The sequence below is a fragment of the Burkholderia humptydooensis genome, from assembly GCF_001513745.1.
Classification (GTDB): domain Bacteria; phylum Pseudomonadota; class Gammaproteobacteria; order Burkholderiales; family Burkholderiaceae; genus Burkholderia; species Burkholderia humptydooensis.
Map to the genome: position 1 here is coordinate 772816 of NZ_CP013380.1, position 12929 is coordinate 785744.

The window sequence follows — 12929 nt, forward strand, 5'->3', positions numbered from 1 at the left end:
CCGCCTCGCGTCAGCTTCGCGCGAGCCCTTCGAGCAGCGCGACCAGCACGCGCCCCGCATCGTCGAGCGTGCCGGAATTGTCGATTGCCGTGAGCGCGACGCCGTCCGGCACGACCCAGCGCACGCTGCGCGCGAGACGCGCGCCGATCTCGTCGGCGGTTTCGCGGCCGCGCGCGGCGAGGCGCTCGGCGAGCACGTGCGGCGCGGCGTCGACGTGCACGACGCGCATTCGCGGATAGCGGACGAGCGCGGCCGGCAGATGCGCGCGCGAGCCGTTGACGACGACGACGCTGCCCGCCGCGAGCCACGCGTCGATCTCGACGCCGACGCCGTAGCGAAACCCGTGGCTCGTCCATTCGAGCGCGAAGAAGCCGAGCTGCGAGCGCGCGGCGAATTCGTCGCGCGCGAGCTCGACGTGGTTCTCGTGGCCGTCGCTCTTGCGCGTGATGTAGCGATGCGCGAACGCGACGCGCTGCTCGCGCACGTGCTTGCGCGCATACGCGAGCAGCGAGTCCTTGCCTGCGCCCGACGGGCCCATCACATAGACGAGTCGCTCGGCGCTCATCGCCGCCCCTCGCCGGAATCGACCGGATCGACGGAATCGACCGAAGCGGCGCATTCGGCGCATTCGGTGCTTTCGGCGCCGCGTTCGCCGAACGGCAGCCGCTTCCACAGCATGAACGGCGCACCCGGCTCGGCTTCGACGAAAATCGCCGCATGATCGACGGGCAGCGGCCCGAGCGGAGCGGCCGCCGCTTTCCACCAGTCGATCAGCGTGGCGCGTTCGGCCGGATCGTCGAGCGAATCGGACAGCGTCATGTGGAACCGGTATTCGTCGAGCACGTACGGATAGCCCCATTCGGCGAGCAGCGCGCGCTGGCGCTCGGTCAGCGGCGCGGCGGCGCGCTTCGCGCGCTCGGCTTCGCCCGGCGGCCGGCGCAGCGGCGCGAGCGCGTGGAGCGCGTGGGCGGCGAGCGCGCGCAGCGCGTCGTCGCCGTGCGCGTGCGCCGGCCGCAGCGCGACGAACGCGCCGAGCGCCGCGACGTCGACGTCGATCGCGAGCGGCGCGCTCGTGCGCGCCCAATCCGCGGCGGCCGCGACGAGATCGCCCGCCGCGACGCCCGGCCGCAGCGCGAACGGCGCGACGAGCGTCGCGTGCCAGCCGTAGCGGCGCGGCGCGACCGTCAGCGCGTCCACCGGCCGGCGCAGCGCGCCTGGCTGCGGCGGCGCGAGCGTCGCGCCGTCTTCCGGATCGCGGCCGAGCCACGCGCAGCCGGCGCGCCACCAGGCGGATGCGCGCGGCGGCGCGTAATAGAGGGCGAAGCGCGCGGTGCCGGACCGTGCGGCGAGATCAGCGCGCATGGCCGGGCACGTTGTCGTTTTCGATCAGCAACTGCACGCGGTCGGCCGCGAAGTAGGTCGTGCCGTATTTGATCGGCGTGCCGTCGACATCGACGTCGACGTTCTCGACCCACAGCACCGGCTGCTGCTTGTTGATGCCGAGCCGGCGCGCGATCGTGGCCTCCGGCAGCACGCTGCCGATGCGGCTCCATTTGCGCAGGTAGTCGGCCACGCCGTATTCGGCGAGCGCGTCGGTGACGCGGTCGGTGCGCTCGAGCGCGGCGGGCAAATCGGCGAAGCGCGCGGCCGGATATGCGCTGCGCGCGTAGGTGAGCGGCACGCCGTCCGCCTCGTGGATCGATTCGATCCGGTACACGTAAGCGCCCGCGCGCAGGCCGAGCGCCTTCGCGGTGGCCGGGTCGGCCTTCACGCGCGCGGCGGACAGCATCTTGCCGACGGCTGCGTGATTGTGGCGATTCAGGTTTTCGGTGAAGCGCGTGCGGCGGCCGATCGTATAGTCGATCGCGCCCGACTGCACGAACGTGCCGCGGCCTTGCTCGACGCTCACGAGGCCCGATGCGGCGAGCCCGAGCATCGCGCGGCGCACCGTGTGGCGATTGACGTCGAAGCGTTTCGCGAGCTCGCCTTCGCTCGGCAGCCGGCCGTCTTCGCCGAAGCCGTTCGCGGCGATCTCGGCGGCGAGAATCTGCTCGATCTGCCGCCACACCGAGACGCCGCTGCCGCGCTCGAGCGGCGAGTCCTGCAAGAGGTGGTCGACAGTTGTCATGGCGTTGTCATTGCGTTGCGTTTCAATGGGCATGCAGCGCATTGTAGTGCGCGGCCAGTGGCGGTTTTGTGAAAATTTCCGTCTGTGCCGACAAGTCGTATTTTACATATAGACGTCTAGACGTTTAGACAATCGGATGGTTAAATGCAGGCTCCGATTCCGATGGAGTTCAGATGAGCGCTTCAGCCGTTTCCTCCTCGCACGCCGCGCGACGCGACTGGCTCGCGGTGCTGGCGAAAATTCCCCGCGCCGAACTCGAAGGGGCGCTCGATCGCGCGCTCGACGGCGCGCCCGCGCCCGCGTTCGACTGGCTGCGCGCGCCGGAGACCGGGCTCGCGATGGTGCGCGGGCGTATCGGCGGCACGGGCGATCCGTTCAATCTCGGCGAGGCGACCGTCACGCGCGCCGCGCTGCGCTTGCGCGGCGCGTCGGGCGATCGCGCGAACGGCGCGAATGGCGCGAACGGCGCGACGGTCGGCATCGCATACGTGCTCGGCCGCGACAAGCGGCGCGCGGAGCTCGTCGCGCTTGCCGACGCGCTGTTGCAGACGCCGGAGCGCCAGGCGCGGCTGCGCGCCGCGCTGATCGAGCCGTTTCGCGCACGCCTTGCCGAAGCGCGCGCCGCGCGCTCGCGCGAAGTCGCGACGACGCGCGTCGAATTCTTCACGATGGTGCGAGGCGATTGACGATGATCGATACGCGTTTCTCGCTCGCCGACGTCGCACCCGGCTTCGCGGACCCGGTGCAAGCCACGCAGCGCGTGTTTCGCACGCTGCTCGACGCGATGGCGCGCCCCGGCACGCTCGGGCGCATCGAGCCGGTCGGCGCGGGCGGCTCGGACGCCGCGCCCACGATGCGCGTCGCGCCCTCGGCGTTCGCTTCGCTTCTCACGCTGTGCGACGGCTCGACGCCGGTGTTTCTCGGCACGCCGGACGCGGCGCTCGCGTCGGCGCTGCGTTTCCATACGGGCGCGCCGATCGCGGACGATCCGCGCGCCGCCTGCTTCGCCTACATCGACGACGCGAGCGCGCTGCCGTCGCTGCGGCGCTTCGCGAGCGGCGAGCCGCAAGCGCCCGAGCATGCGGTGACGCTGTTCCTGCGCGTCGCGTCGCTGACGGACGGCGAGCCGCGCACGCTGCGCGGGCCAGGCATTCGCGATGCGCGCACGATCGCGCCGGCGGGCGTGCCCCACGCGTTCTGGCGCGAGCGCGCGCACTTCGTCCCGCGCTTTCCGCGTGGAATCGATTGCTATCTGGTGTGCGGCGATACGCTGATCGGCCTGCCGCGCACGACGATCGTGGAGGGATGCTGATGTACGTGGCGGTCAAGGGCGGCGAGCGCGCGATCGAGGCGTCGTGGCGTTTGCTCGAGGAAGCGCGGCGCGGCGCAACCGCCGTGCCCGAACTGAGCGTCGCGCAGATTCGCGGGCAGCAGCGCCTCGCGGTCGCGCGCGTGATGACGGAAGGCTCGCTGTACGACGAGGAGCTCGCGGCGCTCGCGATCAAGCAGGCGGCGGGCGATCTCGTCGAGGCGATCTTCCTGCTGCGCGCGTACCGGACGACGCTGCCGCGCTTCGGCTACACGGCGCCGATCGATACCGGCGCGATGCGGCTCGAGCGAAGGATCTCGGCGACGTTCAAGGACATTCCGGGCGGCCAGTTGCTCGGCCCGACCTACGATTACACGCAGCGGCTGCTCGATTTCGCGCTGCTCGCCGAAGGCGGCGGCGCGCGGCGCGAGCCCGACGAAGCCGAACCGGCGCGAGCGACGGCCGATGCGGCAGCGTCTGCGCCGCCGGCTCCGCGCGTGATCGCGCTGCTGAACGACGAGGGCCTGATCGAAGAGGAGCGGCCGACGGCGCACGCAGGCGCGCCGGGCGATCTGTCGCGCGAGCCGCTCGCGTTTCCGGCCGATCGCGCGACGCGCCTGCAGAACCTCGCGCGCGGCGACGAAGGCTTTCTGCTCGCGATGGGCTACGCGACGCAGCGCGGCTACGGCAACTCGCATCCGTTCGCGGGCGAGCTGCGCTTCGGCACCGTCGCCGTCGAGATGGCGCTCGACGAACTGGGCGGCGAGGCGATCGAGATCGGCGAGATCGACGTGACCGAGTGCCAGATGATCAATCATTTTTCGGGCGGCGACGGCGAGCCGCCGCGCTTCACGCAGGGCTACGGCCTCGCGTTCGGCCATTCGGAGCGCAAGGCGATTGCGATGGCGCTCGTCGATCGCGCGCTGCGCGCGTCCGAGCTCGGCGAAACCGCGAATTCGCCGCCGCAGGATCAGGAGTTCGTGCTGTCGCACAGCGACAACGTCGAGGCGTCCGGCTTCGTTCAGCATCTGAAGCTGCCGCACTACGTCGATTTCCAGTCCGAGCTCGAGCTCGTGAGACGCCTGCGTGCCGAACACGCGGCGCAGGCGAACGCGAACATGAACACGAATGCGCGCGCCGATGCCGAACGGGCCGACGCGCAAACCGAGGAGTCCCGATGAACGCGCCCGACCATCTCGCCGCGGCCGCGCCCGACGCGAGCGCCGCCGAAGGCTACAACTTCGCGTACCTCGACGAGCAGACGAAGCGGATGATCCGCCGCGCGCTGCTCAAGGCGGTCGCGGTGCCGGGCTATCAGGTGCCGTTCGCGTCGCGCGAGATGCCGCTGCCGTTCGGCTGGGGAACGGGCGGCATCCAGGTGACGGCGGCGCTGATCGGCCGCGACGACACGCTGAAGGTGATCGATCAGGGCTCCGACGAAACGACGAACGCGGTCAACATTCGCCGCTTCTTCGCGCGCACCGCGGGCGTCGCGACGACGAAGAAAACGGCCGACGCGACGATCATCCAGACGCGCCACCGCATTCCGGAGACGCCGCTCACCGAGCGCCAGATCCTCGTCTATCAGGTGCCGATGCCGGAGCCGCTCTTTCGCCTCGAGCCGCGAGCGACCGAATGCGCGAAGCTGCACGCGCATGCCGATTACGGGCTGATTCGCGTGAAGCTGTACGAGGACATCGTGCATCACGGCAGCATCGCGACGACATACGATTACCCGGTGATCGTCAACGGCCGCTATCTGAGCTCGCCGTCGCCGATTCCGAAATTCGACAATCCGAAGCTGCACATGAACCCGGCGCTGCAACTGTTCGGCGCGGGGCGCGAGCGCCGCATCTACGCGATTGCGCCTTACACGCCGGTCGCGAGCCTCGATTTCGACGATCATCCGTTCGAAGTCCAGCGCTGGGATGCCGCGTGCGCGCTGTGCGGCTCGCGCGAGAGCTTTCTCGACGAGATGATCGTCGACGATCGCGGCACGCGCCGTTTCGTGTGCTCGGACAGCGACTATTGCAGCGAACGTCGCGGCGGCGGCGCGCGGCCGTCGCCGCAGCCCGACGCCGAACAACCGGTAGGAGAGACGACATGACGCCGCTTCTGAGCGCGCGCGGGCTGACGAAGCGCTTCGGCGGCCGCAACGGTTTCGCGAACGCGAGCTTCGATCTGTATCCGGGCGAAGTACTGTGCATCGTCGGCGAATCGGGCTCCGGCAAGACGACGCTGCTGAACGTGCTGTCGCTGCAAACCGGGGCGGACGCGGGCGCGCTGCGCTATACGGGCCGCGACGGCGAGCGCATGGATCTGCTCGCGCTCGACGAGCCGCAGCGGCGCGCGCTGATGCGCACCGAATGGGGCTTCGTCACGCAGAACCCGCGCGACGGGCTGCGCGGCGGCGTGTCGGCGGGCGCGAACATCGGCGAGCCGTTGATGGCGGTCGGCGCGCGCCACTACGGGCGGCTGCGCGAGACGGCCGTCGACTGGATGACGCGCGTCGAGCTCGACCCCGCGCGGATCGACGATCTGCCGTCGACGTTCTCGGGCGGCATGCAGCAGCGCCTGCAGATCGCGCGCAATCTCGTGATCGGGCCGCGTCTCGTGTTCATGGACGAGCCTACCGCAGGGCTCGACGTGTCGGTGCAGGCGCGCCTGCTCGACCTGTTGCGCGCGCTCACGTCGACGCTCGCGCTGTCGATGCTGATCGTCACGCACGACATCGGCGTCGCGCGGCTGCTCGCGCACCGGCTGATGGTGATGCAGCGCGGCGAGATCGTCGAATCGGGGCTGACCGATCAGGTGCTCGACGATCCGCAACATCCGTACACGCAGATGCTCGTGTCGTCCGTTCTACCGGTATGAGGTTCGGGATGCAAACCATCGAATCGTTCGCTCCCGCTCGCGCATGCGATAACGCATTTGCCGACACATTTGCAAACAACGCGGCGCTGATGCTGCAGGCGGTCGGCGTCGGCAAGACGTTCACGTTGCACGCGCACGGCGGCATGATGATCGACGCGCTCGATGACGTATCGCTCGATGTCGACGCGGGCGAGTGCGTCGCGCTCACCGGGCCGTCGGGCGCGGGCAAGAGCACGCTGCTGCGGTGCCTGTACGGCAACTATCTCGCGAGCCGCGGCGCGATCGCGGTGCGCGCCGGCGCACGCGCGGCGGACCACGTCGTGCTGACGGCGTCCGAGCCGCACGAGGTGATCGCGCTGCGGCGCGACGTGATCGGCTATGTGAGCCAGTTTCTGCGCGCGATCCCGCGGGTGCCGGCGCTCGCGCTCGTCGCCGCGCCGCTCGTCGCGCGCGGCGTGCCCGACGGCGACGCGGCCGAGCGGGCGGCGCGCCTGCTCGAACGCCTGAACGTGCCGCGCCGGCTGTGGTCGCTCGCGCCCGCGACGTTCTCGGGCGGCGAGCAACAGCGCGTGAACATCGCGCGCGGCCTGATCGCCGAGCATCCGGTGCTGCTGCTCGACGAGCCCACGGCGTCGCTCGACGCGGAGAATCGCGACGTCGTCGCCGAGCTGATCGACGACGTGCGCCGGCGCGGCGCGGCGATCGTCGGCATCTTCCACGACGAAGCGACGCGCGAGCGCGTTGCGACGCGCTGTTTCCCGCTGCGCCCGCCGTTGCGGCGCGCGGCTGCCCTTCGATGAAGTGAACGCTTAGCGGAGCGAACGATGTTGATCAGCAATGCGCGCGTCGTCACGCGCGACGACGTTTTCATCGGCACCGTGCAGATCGACGGCGAATCGATCCGCGCGGTGTCGCGCGGGACGACCGCCGCGCGCGACGCCGACGATTGGGGAGGCGATTATCTGCTGCCCGGGCTCGTCGAGCTGCATACCGACAACCTGGAGAAGCATCTCGCGCCGCGGCCGGGCGTGTACTGGAACGTCGACGCGGCGTTCGTCACGCACGACGCGCAGGTCGCGGCGGCAGGCATCACGACGGTGTTCGACGCGCTCGCGATCGGCACGCGCCTGAACGTCGGCGTGCGCGGCCGCGACGTGCAGACGAAGTGCGCGGACGCGCTCGCGCGCTTCGCGTCGCACGGGCTGCTGCGCGCCGAGCACTTCCTGCATCTGCGCTGCGAGATCGCGACGGAGGACGTCATCGACGTATTCGATTCGCTCGCGGCGCATCCGCGCCTGCGGCTCGCGTCGGTGATGGACCATACGCCGGGGCAGCGGCAGTGGAAGGATCCGCAGCAATGGCGCAACTATCAGGAGCGGCATCGCAAGTGGACCGACGAGGAAGCGGCGACGACGATCGCCGAACTGGCCGACGAGCAGCAGCGCTACGCGGATGCGCATCGGCATGCAATCGTCGCGCGCTGCCGCGCGCTTGGCGTGCCCGTCGCGAGCCACGACGACACGGTGATCGAGCACGTCGAGCAGGCGGCGCAAGAGGGCGTCGCGCTCGCCGAGTTCCCGACGACGCACGCGGCGGCCGAAGCGGCGCACGCGCACGGCATCGCGACGGTGATGGGCGCGCCGAACCTCGTGCGCGGCGGCTCGCATTCGGGCAATGTGTCGGCGCTCGCGCTCGCGCAGGCGGGGCTCCTCGACATCCTGTCGTCCGACTACGTGCCGTCGAGCCTGCTGTGCGCGGCGTTCGACCTCGTGCACAAGGCGGACTGGAGCCTGCCGCGCGCGATCGACACGGTGTCGTCTTCGCCCGCGCGTCATACGGGGCTTCACGATCGCGGCGAAATCGCGCCGGGGCTGCGCGCGGATTTCGTGCGCGTCGCGCTGCACGGCACGCTGCCCGTGCCGCGCGCGACGTATGTTCGCGGGCGTCGCGTCGTGTAGGGAGCCGAATCGATTCGCGACCGATTGAACGGGCCGGACCCTTCGGGACGGCCCGTTTTGCTTTCGACGCGACGCGCGGCAAGACATCTAGACGTATATACGGATTCACCGGATTGTCATTGCGCGTGCGTACAGTGGCGTGCATCCGCTCTCCGGCCGCATCGGCCGGTCTCTCGACGGGAGTGTCATGGACGCCATCCGCATCGAACGTCTGTCGAAGACGTTCCCGAACGGCCGCAAAGGACTCGACGACATCGATCTCGCGATCGCGCCGGGCGAAATGGTCGCGCTGATCGGCGCGTCGGGCTCGGGCAAGTCGACGCTGCTGCGGCAGATCGCGAGCTTTTCGTCGAGCGACGCGCAGCCGTCGCGCATCGACATCTTCGGCCGATCGATTCAGCGCGACGGACGCATCGCGCGCGACGTGCGCCGCATGCGCCGCGACATCGGCTTCGTGTTTCAGCAGTTCAATCTCGTCAACCGGCTGTCCGTCGAGACGAACGTGCTGATCGGCGCGCTCGCGCGCGTGCCGATGTGGCGGCGGCTCGTCGGACGCTTTTCGCGCGCGGACCGCGCGCTCGCCGCGCAGGCGCTCGGCGAGGTCGGCATTGCCGAGCATGCGCGCGAGCGCGCGGCGAACCTGTCGGGCGGCCAGCAGCAGCGCGCGGCACTCGCGCGCTCGCTCGTGCAGCGTGCGCGGATCATCCTCGCCGACGAGCCGATCGCGTCGCTCGATCCGGCTTCGTCGCAGCGCGTGATGGAGATGCTGCGCGCGCTCAACGCGAATCATCGGCTGACCGTGCTCGTGTCGCTGCATCAGATCGACGTCGCGCTGCGGTTTTGTCCGCGCGCCGTCGCGTTGCGCGCGGGGCGCATCGTCTTCGACGGGCCGAGCGCCGCGCTCACGCGCGAGCGGCTCCACGCGCTGTACGGCGATGACGCGCATCTGCCGTTCGCCGTCGGCGACGAAGTGCGGGCCGTCGCATGCGGCGTGGTCGGCGCGCACGATGAGCACGATGAGCACGACGCCTCGCCGCGCCGGATGTTCGCCGCCTCGTCCGTGCGATGACGCCGCTTGCACCGTGCGCCGCAATCGCGCGCGCCGGACGCTCCATTCGCCCGACCACCGTGACGGAACCGAACCCATGAAACTGATCCGCTCCCTCGTCGCCTGCGCGGCCGCGTTTGCGTGCATTGCCGCCGCCCATGCGCAGACGCTGAATTTCGGCATCATCTCGACCGATTCGTCGGCGGTGCTCAAGCGCCGCTGGCAGCCGCTCATCGACGACATGAACCGCAAGACGGGCCTCGACGTGAAGGCGTTCTTCGCGACCGATTACGCGGGCATCATCGAGGGCATGCGCTTCAACAAGGTGCAGCTCGGCTACTTCGGCAACGCGTCGGCGCTCGAGGCGGTCGAGCGCTCGAACGGCGAGGTGTTCGCGAAGATCGTGCACGCGAACGGCGAAGCCGGCTACTACTCGGTGCTGATCACGAACGCGAACAGCCGCTTCAAGACGCTCGATGACGTGTTCAGGAACCCGAAGGACGTGACGCTCGGCTTCGGCGATCCGAACTCGACATCCGGCGCGCTCGTGCCCGCGTACTATCTGTTCGCGCAGCGCGGCGTAGCGGTGCGCACCGCGTTCAAGACGGTGCTGCCGTCGAGCCACGAAGGCAATCTGCTCGCGGTGGTCAACGACAAGATCGACATCGCGACGAACAACACCGACGTGCTCGGCATGCTGAAGAAGCAGCATCCGGATCAATACGCGCGGGTGCGCGTGCTGTGGACGTCGCCGCAGATCGCGTCCGATCCGCTCGTGTGGCGCAAGGATTTGCCCGAGGCGACGAAGCAGACGCTGCGCGATTTCTTCTACCGCTACGCGAAGACCGATCCGCACGAGAAAGAGGTGATGGCGGGCATTCGCAACCTGGTCGGTTTCGCGCCGTCGTCGGACGCGCAACTGATTCCGGTGCGCAAGATCATGCTCTTCCAGCAGAAGCAGAAGATCGAGGCGGACGCGACGCTGTCGGGCGATGCGCGCCGCGCGCAGCTCGCGGCGCTCGATGCGCAGCTCGCCGCGCTCGACGCATCCGGCGCGGCGGATGCCGCCCGCGCGCAGGCGGACAAGCCATGAACGCGCGCGAGCCGGCGGGCGCGGCGCCCGGCGAACCGATCGCGCCGATGGGCGACGCGCGCCGCGGCTGGCGCACATGGCTCGCATGGGCGCTCGCGTTCGCGATTCTCGGCGGTACGTGGCGCAGCGCCGACATGCGGCCGCTCGATCTGCTCGCCGAGTCCGCGAACATGGGCGAGTTCGCGCGCGGCTTCTTTCCGCCCGACTTCTCCGAATGGCGGCACTACGCGAGCGAGATGGGCGTGACGCTGTCGATCGCGCTATGGGGCACGGCGCTCGCGATCGTGAGCGCCGTGCCGTTCGGGCTGATGTCGGCGCGCAACATCGCGCCCGCGTGGCTGCTGCATCCGGTGCGGCGCGCGATGGACTGTTGCCGCGCGATCAACGAGATGGTGTTCGCGATGCTGTTCATCGTCGCCGTCGGCCTGGGCCCGTTCTCCGGCGTGCTCGCGCTGTGGGTCCACACGACGGGCGTGCTCGCGAAGCTTTTCGCGGAGGCGGTCGAGGCGATCGATCCGCGTCCGTCCGAGGGCGTGCGCGCGACGGGCGCGACGCCGCTCGACGAGATCGTCTATGCGGTGCTGCCGCAGGTGCTGCCGTTGTGGATCTCGTACGCGCTGTACCGGTTCGAATCGAACGTGCGCTCGGCGATGGTGGTCGGGATGGTCGGCGCGGGCGGCGTCGGCGTCGTGCTGTACGAAGCGATTCGCTCGTTCGACTATGCGCAGACGGCGGCGCTCCTCGTCATCGTCATTGCGGTCGTCACGCTGATCGACATGACGTCCGCGTGGCTGCGGGCGAGGGCGATTTGATGCGCAACGCGATGCGCGGATCGCGAGTGCCGTGCGGACGTGCAGCGCGCCTCGGGCATTGAGCGTGCGCCGCGAGCGCGGCGAATGGCGGATCGACAACGCAGCCGGGCCTCGCGCGCCGCAGGGCCGGCAGGGCCGGCCGCCGCGCGCCGCCGATCATCAAGCTCCGCCGAGCTCGTCGCCCATTTCCTTCGCGCGCGCCTGCGCGGCGAGCACGCCGCGCACGATCGCATCCTTCACGTGCTGCGCGTCGAACGACGCGAGCGCGGCCGCCGTCGTGCCGCCCTTCGACGTCACGCGTTCGCGCAGCACGCTCGCGGGCTCGCCCGACTGCACCGCGAGCTGCGCGGCGCCCGCGAACGTCGCGACCGCGAGCGCGCGGCCCTGCTCGTCGCTCATGCCGAGCTGGCGCGCCGCTTCCTGCAGCGCCTCGATGAAATAGAACACGTAGGCGGGGCCGCTGCCCGAGATCGCGGTGACGGCGTCGAGCTGCGATTCATCGTCGAACCAGACCGTCTCGCCGACCGCGCCGAGCACCTTCGATGCGAGATCGCGGCCCGCCGCGTCGACGCCCGGCAGCGCGGACAGGCCGGTCACGCCGAGGCCGACGAGCGCCGGCGTGTTCGGCATGGTGCGCACGACGCGCGCGTAATCGCCGAGCCAGCGCGACAGGTCCGTGCCGCGAATGCCGGCCGCGATGCTGACGACGAGCTGCGTCGACAGATGCGGCGCGAGCGCGGTCGCGACGTCCTTGAGCGCCTGCGGCTTCACGGCGAGCACGATCGCGTCGTAGCCGGCGAGCGCGGCGTCGATGGCGGCCGCCGTGCGCACGCCGAATTGCGCTTGCGCGCGCTGGCGCGCGTCTTCGTTGACGTCGACGGCGAGCAGCTCGCTTGCCGCGACGCCGCGCTTGACGAGTCCGCCGATCAACGCGGCGGCCATGTTGCCGCCGCCGATGAATGCGATTTTCATGATGAATGAGACCGTTGAGAGAGAAGTGACGGGTTCAGTGGGCGTAGTCGCGCGCGCCGAAGATCGCGGTGCCGATTCGCACGATCGTCGCGCCTTCGGCGACCGCGGCCTCGAGGTCGTCCGACATGCCCATCGACAGCGTGTCGAGCGCGAGCCCGCCCGCGCGCAGTTGCTCGAGGAGCGCATGCAGCGCGCGGTGCGGCGCGCGCTTCGCTTCGGGATCGGTCGCGGGCTCGGGGATCGCCATCAGGCCGCGCAGCCGCAGCGCGGGCAGCGCGGCGACCGCGCGCGCGAGCTCGGCCGCGTCCGCGGGCGCGACGCCGCTCTTCGACGCCTCGCCGCTGATGTTCACCTGCACGCAGACGTTCAACGGCGGCAGGTGCGCGGGCCGCTGCCCGGACAGGCGCTGCGCGATCTTCAGCCGGTCGACCGTATGCACCCAGTCGAAGCGCTCGGCGACGGGCCGCGTCTTGTTCGACTGCAGCGGACCGATGAAATGCCATTCGAGCTCGGCGCGCAGATCGGCGAGCGTGTCGATCTTGTCGATCGATTCCTGCACGTAGTTCTCGCCGAACGCGCGTTGGCCGGCCGCGTGCGCGGCGCGCACCGCGTCGGCCGGAAACGTCTTCGACACCGCGAGCAGCGTGACCGCGCGCGGATCGCGGCCGGCCGCGCGGGCGGCGTCGTCGATGCGGCGATGAACGGAGGCGAAGCGGGCGGCGAGATCGGACATGG

The 12929-nt window shown here is 70.3% G+C and carries 14 protein-coding genes and 1 pseudogene; 10 read left to right on the forward strand and 5 right to left on the reverse strand.

Going from position 1 to position 12929, the window contains the following annotated elements:
- Positions 1–10 precede the first annotated feature (10 nt).
- Genes phnN through phnF form a run of 3 tightly spaced genes read right to left on the reverse strand, consistent with a single transcriptional unit; the run spans position 11 to position 2128 of the window.
- Entirely contained in the window at positions 11–565 is a 555-nt protein-coding gene (phnN, locus tag AQ610_RS03605) for a phosphonate metabolism protein/1,5-bisphosphokinase (PRPP-forming) PhnN (RefSeq protein WP_006025331.1), read from the reverse strand.
- Positions 562–1362, reverse strand: a complete 801-nt coding sequence (locus AQ610_RS03610; protein WP_006025332.1) for a DUF1045 domain-containing protein — start codon at positions 1360–1362, stop codon at positions 562–564. Before AQ610_RS03610 ends, phnN begins: the two co-directional genes overlap by 4 nt.
- The gene (gene phnF / locus AQ610_RS03615) at positions 1352–2128 is read right to left on the reverse strand and encodes a phosphonate metabolism transcriptional regulator PhnF (RefSeq protein WP_009913527.1); all 777 of its coding nucleotides are present in this window, start codon (positions 2126–2128) and stop codon (positions 1352–1354) included. Before phnF ends, AQ610_RS03610 begins: the two co-directional genes overlap by 11 nt.
- Positions 2129–2301: 173 nt before the next feature.
- Between phnF and phnG the strand changes: the two genes are divergently transcribed.
- The 10 genes and pseudogenes from phnG (at position 2302) to phnE (ending at position 11222) form a co-directional block, all read left to right on the forward strand.
- Positions 2302–2814, forward strand: a complete 513-nt coding sequence (gene phnG / locus AQ610_RS03620; RefSeq protein ID WP_006025334.1) for a phosphonate C-P lyase system protein PhnG — start codon at positions 2302–2304, stop codon at positions 2812–2814.
- Positions 2811–3440, forward strand: coding sequence for a phosphonate C-P lyase system protein PhnH (phnH, locus tag AQ610_RS03625; RefSeq protein WP_006025335.1), 630 nt, complete (start codon positions 2811–2813; stop codon positions 3438–3440). Before phnG ends, phnH begins: the two co-directional genes overlap by 4 nt.
- On the forward strand, positions 3434–4618 hold the full coding sequence (locus tag AQ610_RS03630; RefSeq protein ID WP_006025336.1) for a carbon-phosphorus lyase complex subunit: 1185 nt from the start codon (positions 3434–3436) through the stop codon (positions 4616–4618). Before phnH ends, AQ610_RS03630 begins: the two co-directional genes overlap by 7 nt.
- A complete protein-coding gene (locus tag AQ610_RS03635) occupies positions 4615–5544 on the forward strand; it encodes an alpha-D-ribose 1-methylphosphonate 5-phosphate C-P-lyase PhnJ (RefSeq protein ID WP_006025337.1) in 930 nt (309 codons plus the stop codon). Before AQ610_RS03630 ends, AQ610_RS03635 begins: the two co-directional genes overlap by 4 nt.
- The gene (gene phnK, locus AQ610_RS03640; protein ID WP_006025338.1) at positions 5541–6311 is read left to right on the forward strand and encodes a phosphonate C-P lyase system protein PhnK; all 771 of its coding nucleotides are present in this window, start codon (positions 5541–5543) and stop codon (positions 6309–6311) included. Before AQ610_RS03635 ends, phnK begins: the two co-directional genes overlap by 4 nt.
- An 8-nt stretch (positions 6312–6319) precedes the next feature.
- Positions 6320–7124 (forward strand): annotated as a pseudogene (gene phnL, locus AQ610_RS03645) (phosphonate C-P lyase system protein PhnL).
- Positions 7125–7135: 11 nt separating this feature from the next.
- Positions 7136–8269 (forward strand): alpha-D-ribose 1-methylphosphonate 5-triphosphate diphosphatase, encoded by a 1134-nt coding sequence (locus tag AQ610_RS03650; RefSeq protein ID WP_009913521.1) that lies wholly within the window; start codon positions 7136–7138, stop codon positions 8267–8269.
- 187 nt (positions 8270–8456) lie between these two features.
- Entirely contained in the window at positions 8457–9338 is an 882-nt protein-coding gene (gene phnC, locus AQ610_RS03655) for a phosphonate ABC transporter ATP-binding protein (protein WP_006025341.1), read from the forward strand.
- Positions 9339–9414: 76 nt separating this feature from the next.
- The gene (phnD, locus tag AQ610_RS03660) at positions 9415–10410 is read left to right on the forward strand and encodes a phosphonate ABC transporter substrate-binding protein (protein ID WP_006025342.1); all 996 of its coding nucleotides are present in this window, start codon (positions 9415–9417) and stop codon (positions 10408–10410) included.
- Positions 10407–11222: a phosphonate ABC transporter, permease protein PhnE gene (gene phnE / locus AQ610_RS03665; protein ID WP_006025343.1), complete on the forward strand. Its 816-nt coding sequence runs from the start codon at positions 10407–10409 to the stop codon at positions 11220–11222. Before phnD ends, phnE begins: the two co-directional genes overlap by 4 nt.
- Before the next feature lie 159 nt (positions 11223–11381).
- On the opposite strand, the gene proC is transcribed toward phnE, so the two are convergent.
- Both proC and AQ610_RS03675 read right to left on the reverse strand, forming a co-directional pair.
- Complete coding sequence (gene proC, locus AQ610_RS03670) at positions 11382–12194, reverse strand: pyrroline-5-carboxylate reductase (protein ID WP_006025344.1); 813 nt, start codon at positions 12192–12194, stop codon at positions 11382–11384.
- Between the two features lie 34 nt (positions 12195–12228).
- Complete coding sequence (locus AQ610_RS03675; RefSeq protein ID WP_006025345.1) at positions 12229–12927, reverse strand: YggS family pyridoxal phosphate-dependent enzyme; 699 nt, start codon at positions 12925–12927, stop codon at positions 12229–12231.
- Between the last annotated feature and the right edge of the window lie 2 nt (positions 12928–12929).